Origin of the sequence: Bacteroides sp. ET336, from assembly GCF_024733815.1 — a bacterium.
Classification (GTDB): domain Bacteria; phylum Bacteroidota; class Bacteroidia; order Bacteroidales; family Bacteroidaceae; genus Phocaeicola; species Phocaeicola cellulolyticus.
Map to the genome: position 1 here is coordinate 102,282 of NZ_JANRHK010000010.1, position 16,204 is coordinate 118,485.

General features: G+C 37.4%; 16 protein-coding genes. 6 read left to right on the forward strand and 10 right to left on the reverse strand.

Annotated features, from left to right (window positions below; genetic code table 11):
• Position 1 precedes the first annotated feature (1 nt).
• The 6 genes from NW213_RS10550 to NW213_RS10575 form a co-directional block, all read right to left on the reverse strand.
• Positions 2-985: a hypothetical protein gene (locus NW213_RS10550; protein ID WP_258322730.1), complete on the reverse strand. Its 984-nt coding sequence runs from the start codon at positions 983-985 to the stop codon at positions 2-4.
• Positions 982-2,268: a restriction endonuclease subunit S gene (locus NW213_RS10555; protein WP_258322731.1), complete on the reverse strand. Its 1,287-nt coding sequence runs from the start codon at positions 2,266-2,268 to the stop codon at positions 982-984. The genes NW213_RS10550 and NW213_RS10555 overlap by 4 nt, the downstream gene beginning before the upstream one ends.
• Before the next feature lie 2 nt (positions 2,269-2,270).
• The gene (locus NW213_RS10560; RefSeq protein ID WP_258322732.1) at positions 2,271-4,589 is read right to left on the reverse strand and encodes a class I SAM-dependent DNA methyltransferase; all 2,319 of its coding nucleotides are present in this window, start codon (positions 4,587-4,589) and stop codon (positions 2,271-2,273) included.
• A 1-nt stretch (position 4,590) separates the two neighbouring features.
• Positions 4,591-4,797, reverse strand: a complete 207-nt coding sequence (locus NW213_RS10565) for a helix-turn-helix transcriptional regulator (protein WP_013616568.1) — start codon at positions 4,795-4,797, stop codon at positions 4,591-4,593.
• A gap of 249 nt (positions 4,798-5,046) precedes the next feature.
• Positions 5,047-5,367: a helix-turn-helix domain-containing protein gene (locus tag NW213_RS10570; RefSeq protein WP_258322733.1), complete on the reverse strand. Its 321-nt coding sequence runs from the start codon at positions 5,365-5,367 to the stop codon at positions 5,047-5,049.
• Between the two features lie 82 nt (positions 5,368-5,449).
• Entirely contained in the window at positions 5,450-6,160 is a 711-nt protein-coding gene (locus tag NW213_RS10575; RefSeq protein ID WP_258322734.1) for a hypothetical protein, read from the reverse strand.
• Between the two features lie 463 nt (positions 6,161-6,623).
• Between NW213_RS10575 and NW213_RS10580 the strand changes: the two genes are divergently transcribed.
• Entirely contained in the window at positions 6,624-7,757 is a 1,134-nt protein-coding gene (locus tag NW213_RS10580; RefSeq protein WP_258322735.1) for an ATP-binding protein, read from the forward strand.
• A gap of 118 nt (positions 7,758-7,875) precedes the next feature.
• Here the strand turns inward: NW213_RS10580 and NW213_RS10585 are convergent, their stop codons facing one another.
• The 4 genes from NW213_RS10585 to NW213_RS10600 form a co-directional block, all read right to left on the reverse strand.
• Positions 7,876-8,703 carry a nucleotidyl transferase AbiEii/AbiGii toxin family protein gene (locus tag NW213_RS10585; RefSeq protein ID WP_258322736.1) on the reverse strand — a complete coding sequence of 276 codons (828 nt, stop codon included), beginning with the start codon at positions 8,701-8,703 and terminating at the stop codon, positions 7,876-7,878.
• The gene (locus tag NW213_RS10590) at positions 8,700-9,326 is read right to left on the reverse strand and encodes a hypothetical protein (RefSeq protein ID WP_258322737.1); all 627 of its coding nucleotides are present in this window, start codon (positions 9,324-9,326) and stop codon (positions 8,700-8,702) included. The genes NW213_RS10585 and NW213_RS10590 overlap by 4 nt, the downstream gene beginning before the upstream one ends.
• A gap of 901 nt (positions 9,327-10,227) precedes the next feature.
• Entirely contained in the window at positions 10,228-11,136 is a 909-nt protein-coding gene (locus tag NW213_RS10595) for an AEC family transporter (RefSeq protein ID WP_154042630.1), read from the reverse strand.
• 483 nt (positions 11,137-11,619) lie between these two features.
• Complete coding sequence (locus NW213_RS10600) at positions 11,620-12,705, reverse strand: IS110 family transposase (protein WP_154045073.1); 1,086 nt, start codon at positions 12,703-12,705, stop codon at positions 11,620-11,622.
• 202 nt (positions 12,706-12,907) lie between these two features.
• On the opposite strand from NW213_RS10600, the gene NW213_RS10605 reads away from it, so the two are divergent.
• The 5 genes from NW213_RS10605 to NW213_RS10625 all read left to right on the forward strand — a co-directional run bounded on the left by NW213_RS10605 (position 12,908) and on the right by NW213_RS10625 (position 15,903).
• Complete coding sequence (locus NW213_RS10605; RefSeq protein ID WP_258322738.1) at positions 12,908-13,642, forward strand: YitT family protein; 735 nt, start codon at positions 12,908-12,910, stop codon at positions 13,640-13,642.
• 63 nt (positions 13,643-13,705) lie between these two features.
• Positions 13,706-14,596: a DMT family transporter gene (locus NW213_RS10610; protein WP_204393403.1), complete on the forward strand. Its 891-nt coding sequence runs from the start codon at positions 13,706-13,708 to the stop codon at positions 14,594-14,596.
• A 49-nt stretch (positions 14,597-14,645) separates the two neighbouring features.
• Entirely contained in the window at positions 14,646-15,158 is a 513-nt protein-coding gene (locus tag NW213_RS10615) for an HD domain-containing protein (RefSeq protein WP_235340244.1), read from the forward strand.
• The gene (locus tag NW213_RS10620) at positions 15,155-15,361 is read left to right on the forward strand and encodes a hypothetical protein (protein ID WP_258322739.1); all 207 of its coding nucleotides are present in this window, start codon (positions 15,155-15,157) and stop codon (positions 15,359-15,361) included. The genes NW213_RS10615 and NW213_RS10620 overlap by 4 nt, the downstream gene beginning before the upstream one ends.
• Positions 15,362-15,366: 5 nt before the next feature.
• Positions 15,367-15,903 (forward strand): flavodoxin family protein, encoded by a 537-nt coding sequence (locus tag NW213_RS10625; protein ID WP_258322740.1) that lies wholly within the window; start codon positions 15,367-15,369, stop codon positions 15,901-15,903.
• The last annotated feature ends 301 nt before the right edge of the window (positions 15,904-16,204 follow it).

Here is a 16,204-nt window from a genome sequence, read left to right on the forward strand (position 1 = left end):
ACTATTTTTTCTTTTTATGTGAAATAAATAAATATCGACATAGCACAATTAGCCCTAATAAAGCAATTATACCTTCCCATGGCATTTGAATATACCATACCTCACCCTTCTTAATTCCAGTTCTAACACTATATACAAAGAAAAGTAGACTGCATAATATATTTGTAGCTATTGCAAGTGAAATTTGCTTAGTTCCAATAGTTTCTTCAGAACATGTAGTAAACAGGGAATAACTTTCTTTACCACAATCTTTTAGGAACATTATGTTATAGCAATCTTTACCTATATCCTTCACATCTGGAAGATATTTTTTGAAGGCTTCTGTTTCTAGTTTTCTAATGTTTTTAAGCTTAGAAGAATCAATAAAACTAAACTCAAAATCATCAGGGACAGAGTGTAGACAGAACAGATTTTGAATTTGACAAATCTGCAAATTTTCATTTGATTTCAAATGATATATGTCTTCTGGTAAATTACGAGTTTCATTAATTTTCAGGTCATATATATATGTATTTTGGCCAATTCCTGATTTTTTTATCGCAATTGTTCCATTATGTTTTACTATAACTCTAAAATATAAATTACCTTCATATCTATTAGGCTTATTAAGAGTAAACTTTAGAAGACCACTTGAAACGTCTATCTTACAAGGTAAAATAGTCAACGAATCACGTCCCTCAAAATGCAAGATACTTCCATCTCGAGAATCGGCTCCGATATTACTAATCCCACTTACTATATTATTAAAGATAAAGCGACTGTTTGCGCTATCAGCCAAATTCTTCAATAAACATTTTACATCATCGTTCTCCTTAATAAAAGGGACAGATAACCAAACGTTTAAAGTATCATTTGTAAAACTTCTATAAGAAAATTCCATACCAAACTCTATATATGAATCGGCATTAGGAAATTCCCATGTACAAATATGTAGCCGTTCTATCTGGATAGCCTCTTTTGCTAATATGTAATATGAATTATTCATGATACTTTCACTTTTCCGATTACTACATCATTGATTATTATTTGCTTACGCTCTTGAAGGAGGGTTATCTGTCTATTTGCTATGTCTATAGCATTGTCAATGGGTAATATCATATCTTTTATATACGCAACAATTTTGACTTGTTCAGCTATTGTTGGATAAGTAATTATATAGTTTAAAATTTTACTTTGAGAAATAGTTGGTATAGTTCCTCCAATAACAGAAGTTTCTATTTGATATTTAATTGATTTTCCTTGTAATACATATGATAAATATTCCGTAGAACATGAAATATTTTTTAAGACCAACAACTGAGGATTTATAGTTGCCTTCATGGGCAAATCTTCAACTAAAGAAGACTTCCCATAAGTCGAACCTGTTTTTACAAATAAAATATCACCATTATATATTTTTATTTCAGGAGATTCCTCATATTTTTCCCAAGACAAATATGTACAAGAATCATAGCACATATGACCTGAAACCATATTAGAAGGACTTAAAGTAATACAGCCCTCACCTTCATTTACCAGATCAGTTGTAGAATATCCTCTAAAACCAATTCGCCCAAATGCTTTACAAATATATTTTAACTTCTTTAATTCCCAATGCTCAGGAATCTCGCCAATCCAATCAATGCCACTATCTTTCATTGGAGCATCTGGATTAAGCCCTTGGGTTACTGCATTATTGATAATTATCTGTTTGCGCTCATTCAACAAATCTATCATCTTTTGTTGCTGGGCGATTGCTTCATCAATCTTTGATGTGACTTTATCGAGATAAGAAACAATTTTATCTTGCTCATCTATTGGTGGAATAAGAGTCAGAACTTGTCCAAAATCATCCGTGTACATACGCCAACGTGAAGGTATTACACCAGTCGAATGTCTCGCAAATTCAGCCAAATACATCGGCGTTTTATACAAATAATGCATGAATCTGGGATTTGCAGCCTTTTTCAATCCATATACGCAATATGCAGGACTAACGATGCCATTATATTCTGAAACGCCAAGGCCACCCATCCAAGCAAGCATGATATTTATAACCAGATTGTCTTTTACTACTTTCTTATAACCTTTAAGAGATTCACTCCTAGATTCATTCTTAGCTTGTGTTACCCCATCATACTGAGATACAGACAATAAATTTTCTGAACCATTTTCTGAAAAAGAAAACACTTCATTCCACAGATATTTAGCCTTAATAACATCCCAATGTTTTGGAATTTTACCAAGCCACTGTGCACCACTATCCTTGTATTCACTATATCTTTCCATACTTACATCAGTTCGAATAGCGATTTAATATAGCCTTGACTTTGCTCATCCAAAGCAATAATGTCCTGTTCATTCTCTTTAAGTGAACGTAAAGGTGTTGGCTTATAAAAATACTTATTGAAAGATATTTCACATCCTATCTTAATCTGTGTCAGATTAATCCATGCATCTTCCACGTATGGACGAACTTCACATTGGAAATAATCGTAGATATCTTCTTTTACCGGTATTTTTTCACTATCACGAAGTTCACTATCGGATTCAAATTCCACATACATGCCTTTTTTTACTGAATGATAGCCATAATCAGAGAGTTTATCTTCTGGTACACCGTAAGCTTCCACAAGCTTTACGACATCCTTACTATTAGCCTTATGCTCTTTCTTTACAACAGGCGTCGCTTTCGAATCTGTTACAGACATCGCTCTGCATATAGTTTTCAATTCGGCAGCACTTGTTTCAAGTTTCAGCTCCTTAGCGGTAGCATTCACTTTGGCGGAGAATAGATTATAATCCATATAAACATCCGTACCCATATCCTTCATTAAGACTTTAGCAGCATTCATCAATCGCTGACGGTCTTTCCATGCCTTTGCAGAAATGAGTTTATTTAGTTTCTTATCAGTTATCTTAATCTCCTGATCATTCAGATATTCTTTTATAGCTGGAATTTCAGAATCCAAACCAGAAAAAACTCTATCCTTATAAGTATTATACAACCACTTACTTACTTCAATATCACTGCTATCATAAAGCATTTCATCAATCTTTAACGAATTAAACTGACAGCGAAGACGCAACGGACGTTCGATTGTTACATTGTAATAACGGAAATCGTCGTCGTCGAAAATCTTAGACCCTACTTTCAGTTCCTCGTTAGCTTCTTGTTCAACAAAATCTGTATAGACCCTTAAAATATCCGTACGATAAGGCTCAATTGTGCAATTTCTCGAGCCTTGATTCTTTCTTAGTTTCTCAAAAGCTTGTGAAGCATCTATAAGCTGCACCTTTCCTTTTCTGTTATCCTTTTTTTTGTTGGTCAACATCCATACATAAGTAGAAATACCCGTATTGTAAAAGATATTGTTAGGTAATTGTATGATAGCTTCAACCAAATCTTTTTCAATAAGATAACGACGTATATTACTCTCTCCACTACCAGCATCACCTGTAAATAAAGACGATCCATTATGAATAGAAGCTATACGACTTCCCTGTGGTTGAAATTCTAGAGGTTTCATCTTATCAACTTCTTCCAAAAGGAAAAGCAACTGTCCATCTGATGTACGTGGTGTAGAATCTAAAACTTCTTCTTCACCGATATAATTGGTAAGGGTCAGTTCGAAACGATGGTCAAGAAGCATCTTTTCATGATATATTTTCTTTTTATCCTCCTTCCATGATTTACCATAAGGTGGATTAGTTATCATATATCCGAAAGACTTGTCTGAAAAGCTATTATCTGTAATTGTATTACCCCAATGTATGCCGCTTGGGTCCACACCTTTTATGATAAGGTCGGATTTACAGATGGCATACGTCTCAGGGTTTATTTCTGTACCAGATAGCTGAATAGCAGCACTTCGTACTCCTAAATCAAGTAAATATTCACGACTTTCGGTTAGCATACCACCTGAACCACATGCCGGATCATATAGTGTTATAATCTTAGGAAGGTCCTCCTTTACGGGTTCAAAGACCAAATGCGCCAAAAGAGAAATCGCATCTCTTGGTGTAAAGTGTTCTCCCGCTTCCTCATTATTTTCCTCATTGAATCGACGAAGCAGTTCCTCAAAGACAGTTCCCATACCCACATTGGTTAGTGCCGGTAAAGGCAAGCCATCAGGATCGATAGTATTCTTATCTGTTAGATTAATTCTCGGATCAGTTATACGCTCAATAATGGAAAGCAGTCTGTCATTGTCGGCCAATTTTCGTGCTTTAGTGTAATATTCAAAGTTACGAAGCACATCACGGACATTCTCACTATAACCGTTCAGATATTCTACAAAGTTATCGTATAAAATATCATTATTATCCGAAGCCTGAGACTTCAAACGGTTGAGGGTCCACTTACTTGTATTAAAGTAACTGAGCCCTGTAATGTCTTTCAAGACTCCTTCGTCTATATTATCAATTCCACTTTCTTTTATTTCTTCCTCTACGTCTTCTTTCGTTGGTTCCAAAAGTGCATCAAGACGGCGCAAAACAACCATAGGTAATATCACATCACGATACTGTCCTCTAAGAAAGACATCCCTCAAAACATCATCTGCGATATTCCAGATGAGTGCAACTATTTGACTATATGAACTATCCATATTATTCTTTACCATTTAATAAAACTCTAGGATCAATCTCTAACAAATCTGCAATCCTACTAAGAGTTAAAAGTGACGGTTGAGTTATATTTGAGCACCACTTACTGATTGTCACAGGAGAAACGCCTAATTCTTGCGCTAACCAAACACCAGTCCGCTTCTTCTCGACCAAAACTAATTTCAACCGATTTATTTTCTTACCTTCCATCTTTAAGAAATTAAATTATAAGGCAAAGTTATTGTTTTTCTTCAATAAACACAACCAATTCATAGTAAATGTACATTCTGATAGAGATTTACAATTTAATTAGTGTTAGCAACTTAGCAAGAAGTCATTCATTATTATAGTAAAATCCATAGTTGTCAAAGCGACAAAGGGACTCTTAGCTCACCTTTCTAATTAACCTTGATTCTTTCAACAATCAAGATCGACAAGTAAACGAAGCTCTTTTATAACCTATCTCTTTTTGGATGCCCTTTCTCGTTTCTTAAGACACAAATCTTGTAAGGCTTTTCCCATGGCATCTTCTTTTGCAAGCAGAAGAATATCGTCATCTAATTGAAGCGCATAAAGCACTCTGAGATAAATACCTATAGCCACTGTCGGCACTCCTTTCTCTATGCGCGAAACCGTGAGGGGGGAACAAGTGGCACGTTCGGCAATCTGAGCGATACTGAGATTTCTGCGCAATCTGGCCAGCCTGATCTGCTCGCCTACTACCTGCATCTTCTGCTCTAATTTTCTTGGCAGCTTGGTACCCATCGTACTTTTTGTCATAGCTCAATATATCATATAATAATCTTTTTTATTTTATAATGCATTACAGCATATTTTTTGTATTCAGCATGTATCTTCGAAATTAGAAGCATGCTTGTAATCTTTTTAACCCCAATTCTTTAATCGGACTTGTTTCGTTACCCCGTTTATTAATAATACCTTCGTACTCAACAATTAATTGCACGGCATTAGCTAAATGCAATCCTTCTATAACTTCAATTTGAACACTTACTTCCACATCTCTATGAGCATCTATCGTATTTCTAACGCGAGTTAATTCAGAAGCATTCGACTCTCTAAATTTAGTAAGTTCTTTTCGTACATCAGTAAATATTCTATAGTCATAATTCGGAAAACAACGTTTGATAAATTTGAAAATCTCGGCAGTAGCATCAACCAACTTTTTTGAAGTTTCATATATCGCCGTATATACTGATTTAATAACATCTCGCTGTTCCCATTCATCAATACCGTCAACAGACAATCGCTTCAAATATTCTTTCATTTCAATACTGGCCATTTGAATATGCCCCATTGTATTCCATATGAGTAGATTGTCTTTAAATGCAGATTTCTTTGTTTCGAGGATAGCCAAAGAAGCCGGACTGCATTTTTTTATTTGTTTTTCACAAGCAGCAATATTATCCTTGCAATGACTTATACTTTGACGTATTTGTTCGAGACAATTTTGTTCCATTTCCAATGTTTCATTGAGTGTATGCTTTAACTCTTTTGCATTATCGTTTATCCGTTGCTCTAAAAAACTATCTAAAAGGCTTTTTTTATATTTCATATTTCTATTCTTAAGTTGATAATTTCACTAATTTACTCTTGTTGTGAACCTACCCACAATCTACATCTTCTGCTCCAGTTTTCTTGGCAACTTGGTACCCATCGTATTTTTTTATCATAGTTCAACCTATCATATAATATACAAATTTAGCGGTTTTACTTTATTTTATGATGTGTTACAGGAATAAATTTTCGAATTTACTCTTACCGTAATCTGCTTGACCACATCATTGGACGTTAAGACATTAAATGCTATTATATTATTCGTAGGGTTTGTATTTCACCTATAACAAACAATATATTGTTTCTTACTGGAAAGCGAAACTCATTATGATTGTACAACTTTTATCCTGATATTGATGTATAGACAACACCAATCAGCAAAATACTACAATAAATGTATATACACTTTTTGTAGTTACATTTTTGTGCTATATTAGCACTACAATCAAAAATAGAGTGATATGGAAGTTCCTTTTATTTATGGAATAATCGCTACTGGAAAAGATTTTTGTGATCGTGAAAAAGAAACGACTTACTTGGTCCAGTACTTCACATCGTTAATCAATACCATTATTATCTCTCCTCGTAGCTGGGGTAAAAGTTCGCTTGTAAATAAAGCCGCAAAATTAGCGATGGCGCAGAACAGCAACCTCCGAATCTGTCATATCGATCTTTTCAATGTGTGTAGCGAGGAGTATTTCTATTCGCTGCTCGCCCAAAAAGTAATTGCCGCCACTTCCACAAAATGGGAGGAAGCAATCGAGAGTGCGAAGAGTTTCTTTTCGCATCTTGTTCCCAAGATTTCAATCGTTACAGACTCAACGAACGAGGTTTCAATCGATTTTGATTGGGAGGAGGTAAAGCGTAATCCCGACGAAGTGCTCGATCTTGCCGAAAAGATTGCCAGGAAGAAGGGCCTGAAAATCGTGATTTGCGTAGATGAGTTCCAAAATATCTCGGAATTTACAGACCCAGACTATTTCCAGAAAAAGTTGCGTTCACATTGGCAGCTGCACCAGAGTGTGGCCTATTGTCTCTATGGCAGCAAGCGCCACATGATGATGGAAGTGTTTACCGACTCATCCAAACCATTCTACAAGTTCGGCACCCTGATGTTTCTCAATAAGATTGAGACACCTTGCCTTGTGGAATTTTTCAAGAGTCGTTTCGCTGATACCGGCAAAAATATAAACGATGAAGCAAGCCATTTGATTGCGAAGCTTGTAGACAGCCATCCATACTACGCACAGCAGTTGCCACAGCTTTCATGGCTCAGAACAAAGGATGTATGTACCGTTGAGATTGTGAGCGAGGCACACACGGCATTGGTAGAGCAGTTAAGTCTGTTGTTTGTAACAATCACCGAAACACTTACCACACAGCAACTGAATTATCTTAAAGCCCTTATAGCCGGCGAAAAGGCCATCAGTTCGACTGAAGTGATGCATCGCTATCAAATCTCTTCAACAACCTCAATATCCCGTTCAAAGGCTGCCCTTATCAAGAATGACATATTGGATAATAAGGCCGGCGAAATCTCATTCCAGGATCCGATTTATGCCTATTGGTTAAAGACTGAATATTTTGCAAAATAATAAAACTATGGAAAAGTGTAACCGTACTTGGATTGCTTTCGCCAATAAGAAAAGGTGCAGGCTTACTAAAGCTATAAATACTTTAGTAGTTATTTCTTGGAGAAAGCTTAATGTTGTATTATTCAATTCTTACCATCCCTGCCAACTGCACGAAATAATCATTTGACCAAATATCAAGTTCCTTTGGATTGCGCATGAAAGGCAATACATCTTCTTTCACTTGTTTTATATCAGCTGAAGAGAGACGCTCAATGAGTTTCTCCTTGAATAACTCTGGAGTGATATTCTCATTGTTGAACTGCTTGCATCGTTCTGCCAAATGAGCAAAATCAAGTGGAATATTATGGCGTACATACCATTCAAAGTCGTACCAATCACGACCTTTTACTCTGTTCTTCCACGCACGATATACTAAGGCGTGCATCTTGCCTGCAAACAAGTCGGGAAGTGTAAAACAACGGGTCATAAATGAATATGGCTGAAGCAATAGCTTCTGTTCCGTCTTGAAGTTCAACGGTGGGCAAGTATCTACTTCTATCTTTATCTTTATAGATTTCTCTGTTTGGAAAGTCACATCATACACATCGGTATTATCTTTAAGAAATGCCGATTCGACCTTTCCGAAATTCCTCTTGTCTTTTTTCTTTATTTCAACCTCACGACCTACCATTGCAAAGGCGTCAATGATAGCAGGGAAGTATTTCGTAAAATCGAACTTGTCATCTTGCGTAAGCAGTGAAAAATCCATATCCTCACTGAAACGCTGCAAACCATGAAAGATTCTCAGGCAAGTTCCGCCATAGAACGCAGCCGACTCAAAGAAACCTCCAGCATATAGGCCTGCAAGTATCATTTGTTGGTTAACTTCAAATATGGCGTTTCTCTTATGTTGCTCCGTCGTCAGGTCATAACGGGAGAGCATATTGTCGAATATTTCATTTTTCATCGTCTTAAGAATTTTAAAAGTGTCGAAATTGAATCAGCCTTTTTGCCCACATTGATATAATCTTCAAATATAGTTGCGTCCATCTTATGGAACTCATCCATATCCATACGAATATCCTGCTTAAGATATATCTCTACATCCTTCATATAGCGAAGAATGACTTTTGAGGAATTGGCAATCAAATCACACAAAGCCTTTTCCGGTGATGCAATAAGAAAAGCATAATTATCCTTATACATACTCCTTACTCCTATTGGAAATACCATTTTTGAGATATGTTTGTAGTCATAACAGCCGACCGGAGTTTGAAAGCTACGCGAGTGCTTTACCGTCATTGATTGATGAACATATACAGCCTCGGGGATAAGTCCATAATATCGTAGTGCAGTAGACATTGAAATATACGAAGGTGCATAGAGATGATTGGCAATCAACTCACTCGATAAAGTCTTTCCTGAATGTTCTGGGTTGATCACATAAAGTCCTCGCTTCAATCTGATGATAATCCCTTGCTTTTCGAGCCAGGTTACTTTCTTGTCAGCAGACTTAAGTTCCGGATACAACGATTCAATGATTGAAGTCGTTACTGGAATGGTTCCTATTTCAGTTAATTTTCTATCCATACTGCAAATATAGCAATAATTTGAATAGTAAAAGAAATAATACTTCCTTTTCTATTCAGAATATTACTACTAAGGCAATCTTAAAAATAGCGACTGCTGTCACATAGGTCTGTTGTTTGTAACAATCACCGAAACACTGACCACTCAGCAATTGAACTATTTAAAGCTCTTATTGCCGGCGAAAAGGCCATCAGTTCGACCGAAGTGATGCATCGCTATCAAATCTCTTCAACAACCTCAATATTCCGTTCAAATGCAGTCCTTATCAAGAATGATATATTGGATAATAAGGCTGGTGAAATCTCGTTTCAGGACCCGATTTATGCCTATTGATTGAAGACTGAATACTTCGCAAAATAATCATAATGTCCCGCTCGGTTTCAGAGCCATTTTGTACCTTTTCTCATCAAAAAACGCCATTTTTCACAAGTTTTTGTACCGCACATTTTGATATTCAAGAAATTACACTTACTTTTACTTTCCAAAATGGAGGTACAAGCCGAGAATGGTGCTAAAAATCACTAACTTACACATTCTCAGATACTTGCCAACCTGCTGGTTGTACCTTCTAGAGTGCTATACTATTGATAATCAACGATATACACATACTGCATCGGAAAGTGAAGCCTTATTTTGTTACTGAAAACAAATAAGAAAAAGTAATTAATCACACTAATATAAAGGCATAAAAAAGACAGCAAATATTTATTTTTTTATTTGCTGTTTTTTCTTTTGTTTGTATATTGGGTTAATGATTTGTTACTAGCAGTAGAACGAGTAACAAAGTATCAAATAAAATGTTCTAATTTTACATTGACAACCTAAATCTATACATATGGAATTACGGACAAGATAAATTTTGCAGATGAAATATTTTGTATTTGAGAAGTTTAGTTTACACCTACAGAAACATCGTCAGCAGCGGAATACTCAGCACTGAGAGTAAGGTCGTAAGAAATGTGCCTTCTGCCATAATTACTTCCCCTTTCTGATACTGGATACAAAACAAGGTGCCATACGAAGCAACAGGCATAGCTGCAAGCACAACATTTATATTGGCTATGGTTTCGTCTATTCTACATAGACGCGATAAATACAGAATTAGAAGCGGAACAAGCATCAGACGCAGAACAGACATAATGTAAATAGCCGTATTGCCAAACATACGACGGACAGGCACACGCGCAATTGACGAGCCTATAATGAGTAATGCTGCAGGTACAGTCACATTTCCAAGCAGTATGAATGGAGTGCTGATTACACGTGGTGGTACCCAGCCGGTTACCACAATCAGAATAGAAAGATATGATGCAATCATGGCAGGACAATAGAGAGTACGCCAGTCAAAACGCATTTTTCCCTGACCGCCGGATATGAACAATGTCCCGAACACAAATATCAATAGAGTACTTGGAAAATTAAGAATACTTGCATAGAATACCGCACTGGCTCCGAAAATTGAAGCCACAATAGGATATCCTATAAAACCTACATTACCAAATGCCAGCATAAAACTATAAATGCCTCGGTCGGATGATTTGACAGGCAAATAGCGTGGAAGCAGAAAAGCCAGTCCAATGAGAATAACATATGTAGCAAAACCTACCACGAGCAAAGGAAGAATCTTTTCCTTAGCAGGGAGTGTGTCACCCATCACCGACGAAAGTATCAGACTCGGACAAGTCACATTGATAACCAGTCCAGAAAGTTTGCGGTCAAAATCCGCATCCATCATTTTTTTCTTACTCAGATAATAACCGATGATTACCAAAATAAACAGAATAATCATCTGTGTAACGATTGCATCCATTGTTTTCTTCTTACCTTTAAAAGTCGTGCAAAGATACGGATTATCGTATTTGAGTATTCACCGGCAAAGTTTTTTTTCATATCTTTTTTTCCATTTAAAATCCAAACAAAGTTGGATAATTCATTAATAATTAACTTTAGTTTTATACCTTTGTATCAGGATGTTAAGAGGAAGTAGGCTCTGCTGAGGAGCAACCTACCAGCAATAAGCATCCTGACGGTACGCAGTAATGCTACTTGGGGAGGCGGTCACACGCCTCTCTTTTTGTATTACTGATATCGTCTGATATGGCTAAGAAAACCTAACCATAATCCTATGGTAAAACAAACTTTCCACAGCAGACACCGCATAAGGGGCTGCAAGTTCCTTTATCAGTCAAACCATTAATGAGGGCTACAAACTATTTTGAGCGGACTTCAAAGCCGCATAAATATGATAGTATTTCCCTCAAAAGAAAGCTGTTTTACCTTATAGGATTCTGTATCATTTGACAACACACGGTATATATTCCTTTTCATGTTTGAGTACATAGTATATTCTGTTTACAAGCCGTCTGGCTATCTTTACAATTGATTTCTGTGGATTCATACGTTTACGGTATTCCGTATAGGATACAGTCATTGCAGGATCCTTACGGATTGCAATCCATGCAGCTTCAATCAAAAGACACCGAAGCATAAAATGTCGGCGTATAGTTATATCCCCTGTGCCGTTACTTTCACCGCTCGAATGGCACATTGGTACCAGACCGATGAAAGAAGCCAGATGGTCAGCATTCTTAAAACGCACTATATCATCAAGCTCAACCATCAGGGTGGCAGCTGTAGTAACGCCTATTCCGGGAACAGAAGTCAGAAGGCGTATCGGCTTCTCAAAAGGAGTTTTACGTGAAATCTCACGGATGGCACGTGTCTCCTGCAGAAGCATCTTACGAAGACGGATGAACTGCTCAAGATGAAGTTCAAGTGTCTTCTTGCCATATTCTGTAGACAATTCAAGAGCCTGTAACCAGGAAAGGAAGCGTTTGGACCAACAGCCAACGGAGCAGCGGGTAAACTCTTCCGGTATCTCTACGCCATGAAAACGAAGAAGAGACTTGATGCGGTTCTTCGCACGGGTGCTGTCTTTTACTATCAGGTTTCTCATCCTTATCAAAGAACGAAGTTCCAGAGTTTCCACTCCGGGAACGTATATTCCAACCAATGAACCGGAACGTAATTCACGAGCCAGCTTGTTGCAGTCAACGGCATCTGTCTTGCGAAGTTTTTCCTTACTCATAGTCGGTACATCGGCAGGATTGACTACTATGTTGGTTATGCCCAAATCTGTCAGTCTCTCGTGTATCCAAAAGCCGCAGAAGCCGGCTTCATAAACAGAGAAGTAATTGGCTCCAGGATAATTGCTGACAAGATACTTGTGCAACGCTTCCGGTTCGGGACTTTGGCTGAATCGCTTCAGAACACTGTGCTCTGACAAAATTGCAACCGACCAACTTTTCAAGTGGACATCAATTCCTACGTAAATATTTTGTCCACTAAAATCTAATTTGTTACTTTGTACACACTTCATAAGCTATATCGTTATTGGTTAATATTGTTTTTCTCTTATATACAAAGTTAACTATAATGGTATAGCTTTTTTAGTGCTATCTTATGTTATCCGTCACTTCCGATTTTAAACATAGGAACTATTTGCTGTTTTTATATTCACCATTTATAGGCTTTTAGTACTTTTGCACACGAATTTTTCAAGTAATAAAAATATATTTAAAATGACGAGAAAAGATAAAATTATATCCTTTGTTTGGCAACATGTACTTCTTTTTATAGCCTTGTACATAATGACTCTAGGAATTTCCCTTTGCGTAAAAAGTATGTTAGGAGCCAGTGTTATCAGCGTTCTGCCATATGCATTTCATGATGCCGGAACAGACGGGCTTACTCCGGCACTTACAATCGGACAATATACTTTCATAATGAACGCCCTACTGGTAGTTGGACAAGTGGGAGTACTCCGACGACAGTTCGATCCGGTTCAACTGTTTCAGTTGTTGGTAGGATTCGTATTCGGCATGCTGATAGACTTGAACATGCATATTATTTCATGGTTGCAACCAACAGCTTTTTTTGAAAAAGCCATATCACAATTCGCCGGATGCATGATTCTGGCTATAGGTGTCGCACTTGAGGTCAGATGCGGCAGTGTAACCATGCCTGGCGAAGGTTTTCCTGTAGCCATCAGCAAAGTAACCGGTATCGAGTTTCCAAAGATTAAGATAGCGGTAGATATCTCACTAGTTCTTCTCGGCATTATCTTCTGCTATATATTCTTCGGAAAATGGCAATGGCACATCATTGGAGTAGGTACATTATTCGCAATGTACTATGTAGGATGGGCCGTACGTATTACAAGCCATCATCTGAAATGGTTCGAACGTCTGCTTAGATACCGTCCCGGATTCAGAAGGTACATCTACGGTTTGGCAAAATACATTTACAGAAAATAATTTGTTTACAGATATATGATTGATTAATTTTGCACCCCAATAACAATTACATATAACCAACACATGAAGAAACTAAGCAAAAATGCCATTATAGGCTATCCGGCAGGAATTATTACCGGTATAACCTACGGATTAAATCCATTGTTCGCGGTTCCACTGATGAAAAACGGTACCGCAACAGAATCTATACTTTTCTTCAGATACTTTTTTGCGGTTCTTATTCTAGGTTTATTCCTGATGATACGTAAACAAAGCTTCAAAATTTCATGTAAGCAGATTGGTATATTATTTATTCTCGGACTACTTTACACATCGAGCAGTGTATTCCTCTTCGAGGCATACGAATATATTGCGTCAGGACTGGCTACCACACTTGTATTTCTCTACCCTGTTCTTGTGGCAATCATAATGGTATTCTTGAAGGTAGTTCCGTCATGGCCGGTATGGCTTGCCATTATAGCCACATTTGGAGGAGTAGTCATTATGGCACAAAGTGACGGCACACAGACTATTAACCCTATAGGCATACTGCTTTCTATAGCATCTGCATTGGTTTACGCACTTTTCATCATCATAATCAACCGTAATAAGGCGATTGCAGGAATTTCAAATACATTACTTACATTCTATACTCTTACAGTGGGGGCGATTGTATTCATTGGAAAAATCATATTCTCCGGTATCGCTATAACAGCAGGAATCACTGCATGGACAGACTGGTTCAACCTTATAGGCCTGGCAATTCTGCCGACAATTGTTTCGACTGCTACTTTAGCCATCGCCTCACGCAACATCGGTGCGACAAAGGCATCTGTTCTCGGTGTATTCGAACCTATAACAGCAATCGTAGTTGGCACTTTTATGTTTGATGAGCCGCTTACTACAAACATTATTTTAGGAATATCCATCGCTATCGTAGCTGTAACATTCATGATTACAGTTACAAAACGATAATGACACAGATATCCAATACAGATTATTTATTTCAAAAATTAGTAATATTATGACAGAACAAACTACTTTGGCCCGTCTGATGAGGGCAATGATAAAATATGATTGTGGAGACGTACCACGTATTCAGCATCTGGTAAAAGTACATAATTTCGCACGTACTATAGGTATCGAAGAAGGACTTGGAGCGGATGAACTTTTTGTTCTTGAAGCCGCAGCCATTCTCCATGACATAGGTATTCATGCTGCTGAAGCGAGATTTGGAAACTGCTGCGGAAAACATCAGGAGGAACTTGGTCCGGATGAAGCCAGAAAGATTCTGAAAGAAGTGTCCGGTTTCAATGAAAGTCAAAGAGAAAGAATATGCTGGCTGATAGCCCACCATCACACATACACGGATGTTATATCCATAGACCATCGCATTCTGCTTGAAGCTGATTTTCTGGTCAATTCATTCGAGGACAAGGTTTCAAAAGACGGTATAATCTCTTTCCGTGAGAAAGTGTTCCGTTCACATTCAGCCATCTCAATGCTAAACGACATGTGGGGACTAGACGCATTATGAAGATTGAGGAGGCCATCGTATATATATTGACAAAACGGAAAGGTGGTATGACTACCGATCAGATAGCAGAAGCTATAAACCGCTCGGGATTACATATACGAAAAGACAACCAACCAGTAACAAGCAAACAAGTTTATGCCATTATTTGCCGTTTCCCAGAGATATTCACGAAGGAAGCCGGCAGAATAATGTTAATGATGTAAGATATATGAAGAAAGTTATTGTTATTTCTACAAGTCTGCGTGCCGGTTCCAACAGCGACATGATGGCAGACAAGTTTATCGAAGGAGCACTGAAATCAGGAAACGAAGTAGAAAAGATTTCACTCATCAACAAGGATATCCGATTCTGCCGAGGATGTCTGGCATGTCAGAAATTAGGCAAATGCGTAATCAACGACGACGTAAATGACATAATGCAGAAAGTTCTTAATGCTGATGTCATAGTATGGGCCACACCTATCTACTACTATGAGATGAGCGGACAGATGAAAGTTCTGATTGACCGCATGAATGCCATGTACAATCTGGATTACAAATTCCGCGACGTATATATGCTTACAACAGCCGCTGAAACCGAACCGGAAACTCCGCAACGTGCAATAAGTGGTCTGACAGGATGGATTGACTGTTATCCTGAGAGCCGTCTTGCAGGAACTTTATTCTGTGGAGGTGTAGATGCTCCACGTACAATCGAGGGCAACGAAAAGCTTACGGAGGCCTACAATATGGGAATGAACATCTAACCTACAGTTTTCAAGCTTTGCAGTAAGCTATCAGTTCAACACTATAATTGGTCGCTAAGTTTTCACCAATAGAAATATTTTTTTAGCCAACTGATTCCTACATTAATTTCTGAGAATTATTTGTTTTTATATATCGCCAAGAACAAAATTCAAAAAATAAAAACAAAAGAAATACTTAAACTTATATATTACACAATACAAAATATTTCAGAAATTCACTCTACTTTAGTTTTTAGAGGATTTTATATTCCAGAACAATATCTCTATTAGCTATTTTTTCATGCACATTTTATTGAAGTCT

What these genes read in the sequence shown, in the direction of transcription:
- NW213_RS10550 (WP_258322730.1), bottom strand. Translation starts at nt 985, where the DNA reads ATGAATAATTCATATTACATATTAGCAAAAGAGGCTATCCAGATAGAA.
- NW213_RS10600 (WP_154045073.1), bottom strand. Translation starts at nt 12,705, where the DNA reads ATGAAGTGTGTACAAAGTAACAAATTAGATTTTAGTGGACAAAATATT.
- NW213_RS10605 (WP_258322738.1), top strand. Translation starts at nt 12,908, where the DNA reads ATGACGAGAAAAGATAAAATTATATCCTTTGTTTGGCAACATGTACTT.
- NW213_RS10625 (WP_258322740.1), top strand. Translation starts at nt 15,367, where the DNA reads ATGAAGAAAGTTATTGTTATTTCTACAAGTCTGCGTGCCGGTTCCAAC.
- NW213_RS10555 (WP_258322731.1), bottom strand. Translation starts at nt 2,268, where the DNA reads ATGGAAAGATATAGTGAATACAAGGATAGTGGTGCACAGTGGCTTGGT.
- NW213_RS10585 (WP_258322736.1), bottom strand. Translation starts at nt 8,703, where the DNA reads ATGAAAAATGAAATATTCGACAATATGCTCTCCCGTTATGACCTGACG.
- NW213_RS10580 (WP_258322735.1), top strand. Translation starts at nt 6,624, where the DNA reads ATGGAAGTTCCTTTTATTTATGGAATAATCGCTACTGGAAAAGATTTT.
- NW213_RS10560 (WP_258322732.1), bottom strand. Translation starts at nt 4,589, where the DNA reads ATGGATAGTTCATATAGTCAAATAGTTGCACTCATCTGGAATATCGCA.
- NW213_RS10615 (WP_235340244.1), top strand. Translation starts at nt 14,646, where the DNA reads ATGACAGAACAAACTACTTTGGCCCGTCTGATGAGGGCAATGATAAAA.
- NW213_RS10610 (WP_204393403.1), top strand. Translation starts at nt 13,706, where the DNA reads ATGAAGAAACTAAGCAAAAATGCCATTATAGGCTATCCGGCAGGAATT.
- NW213_RS10595 (WP_154042630.1), bottom strand. Translation starts at nt 11,136, where the DNA reads ATGGATGCAATCGTTACACAGATGATTATTCTGTTTATTTTGGTAATC.
- NW213_RS10570 (WP_258322733.1), bottom strand. Translation starts at nt 5,367, where the DNA reads ATGACAAAAAGTACGATGGGTACCAAGCTGCCAAGAAAATTAGAGCAG.
- NW213_RS10620 (WP_258322739.1), top strand. Translation starts at nt 15,155, where the DNA reads ATGAAGATTGAGGAGGCCATCGTATATATATTGACAAAACGGAAAGGT.
- NW213_RS10575 (WP_258322734.1), bottom strand. Translation starts at nt 6,160, where the DNA reads ATGAAATATAAAAAAAGCCTTTTAGATAGTTTTTTAGAGCAACGGATA.
- NW213_RS10565 (WP_013616568.1), bottom strand. Translation starts at nt 4,797, where the DNA reads ATGGAAGGTAAGAAAATAAATCGGTTGAAATTAGTTTTGGTCGAGAAG.
- NW213_RS10590 (WP_258322737.1), bottom strand. Translation starts at nt 9,326, where the DNA reads ATGGATAGAAAATTAACTGAAATAGGAACCATTCCAGTAACGACTTCA.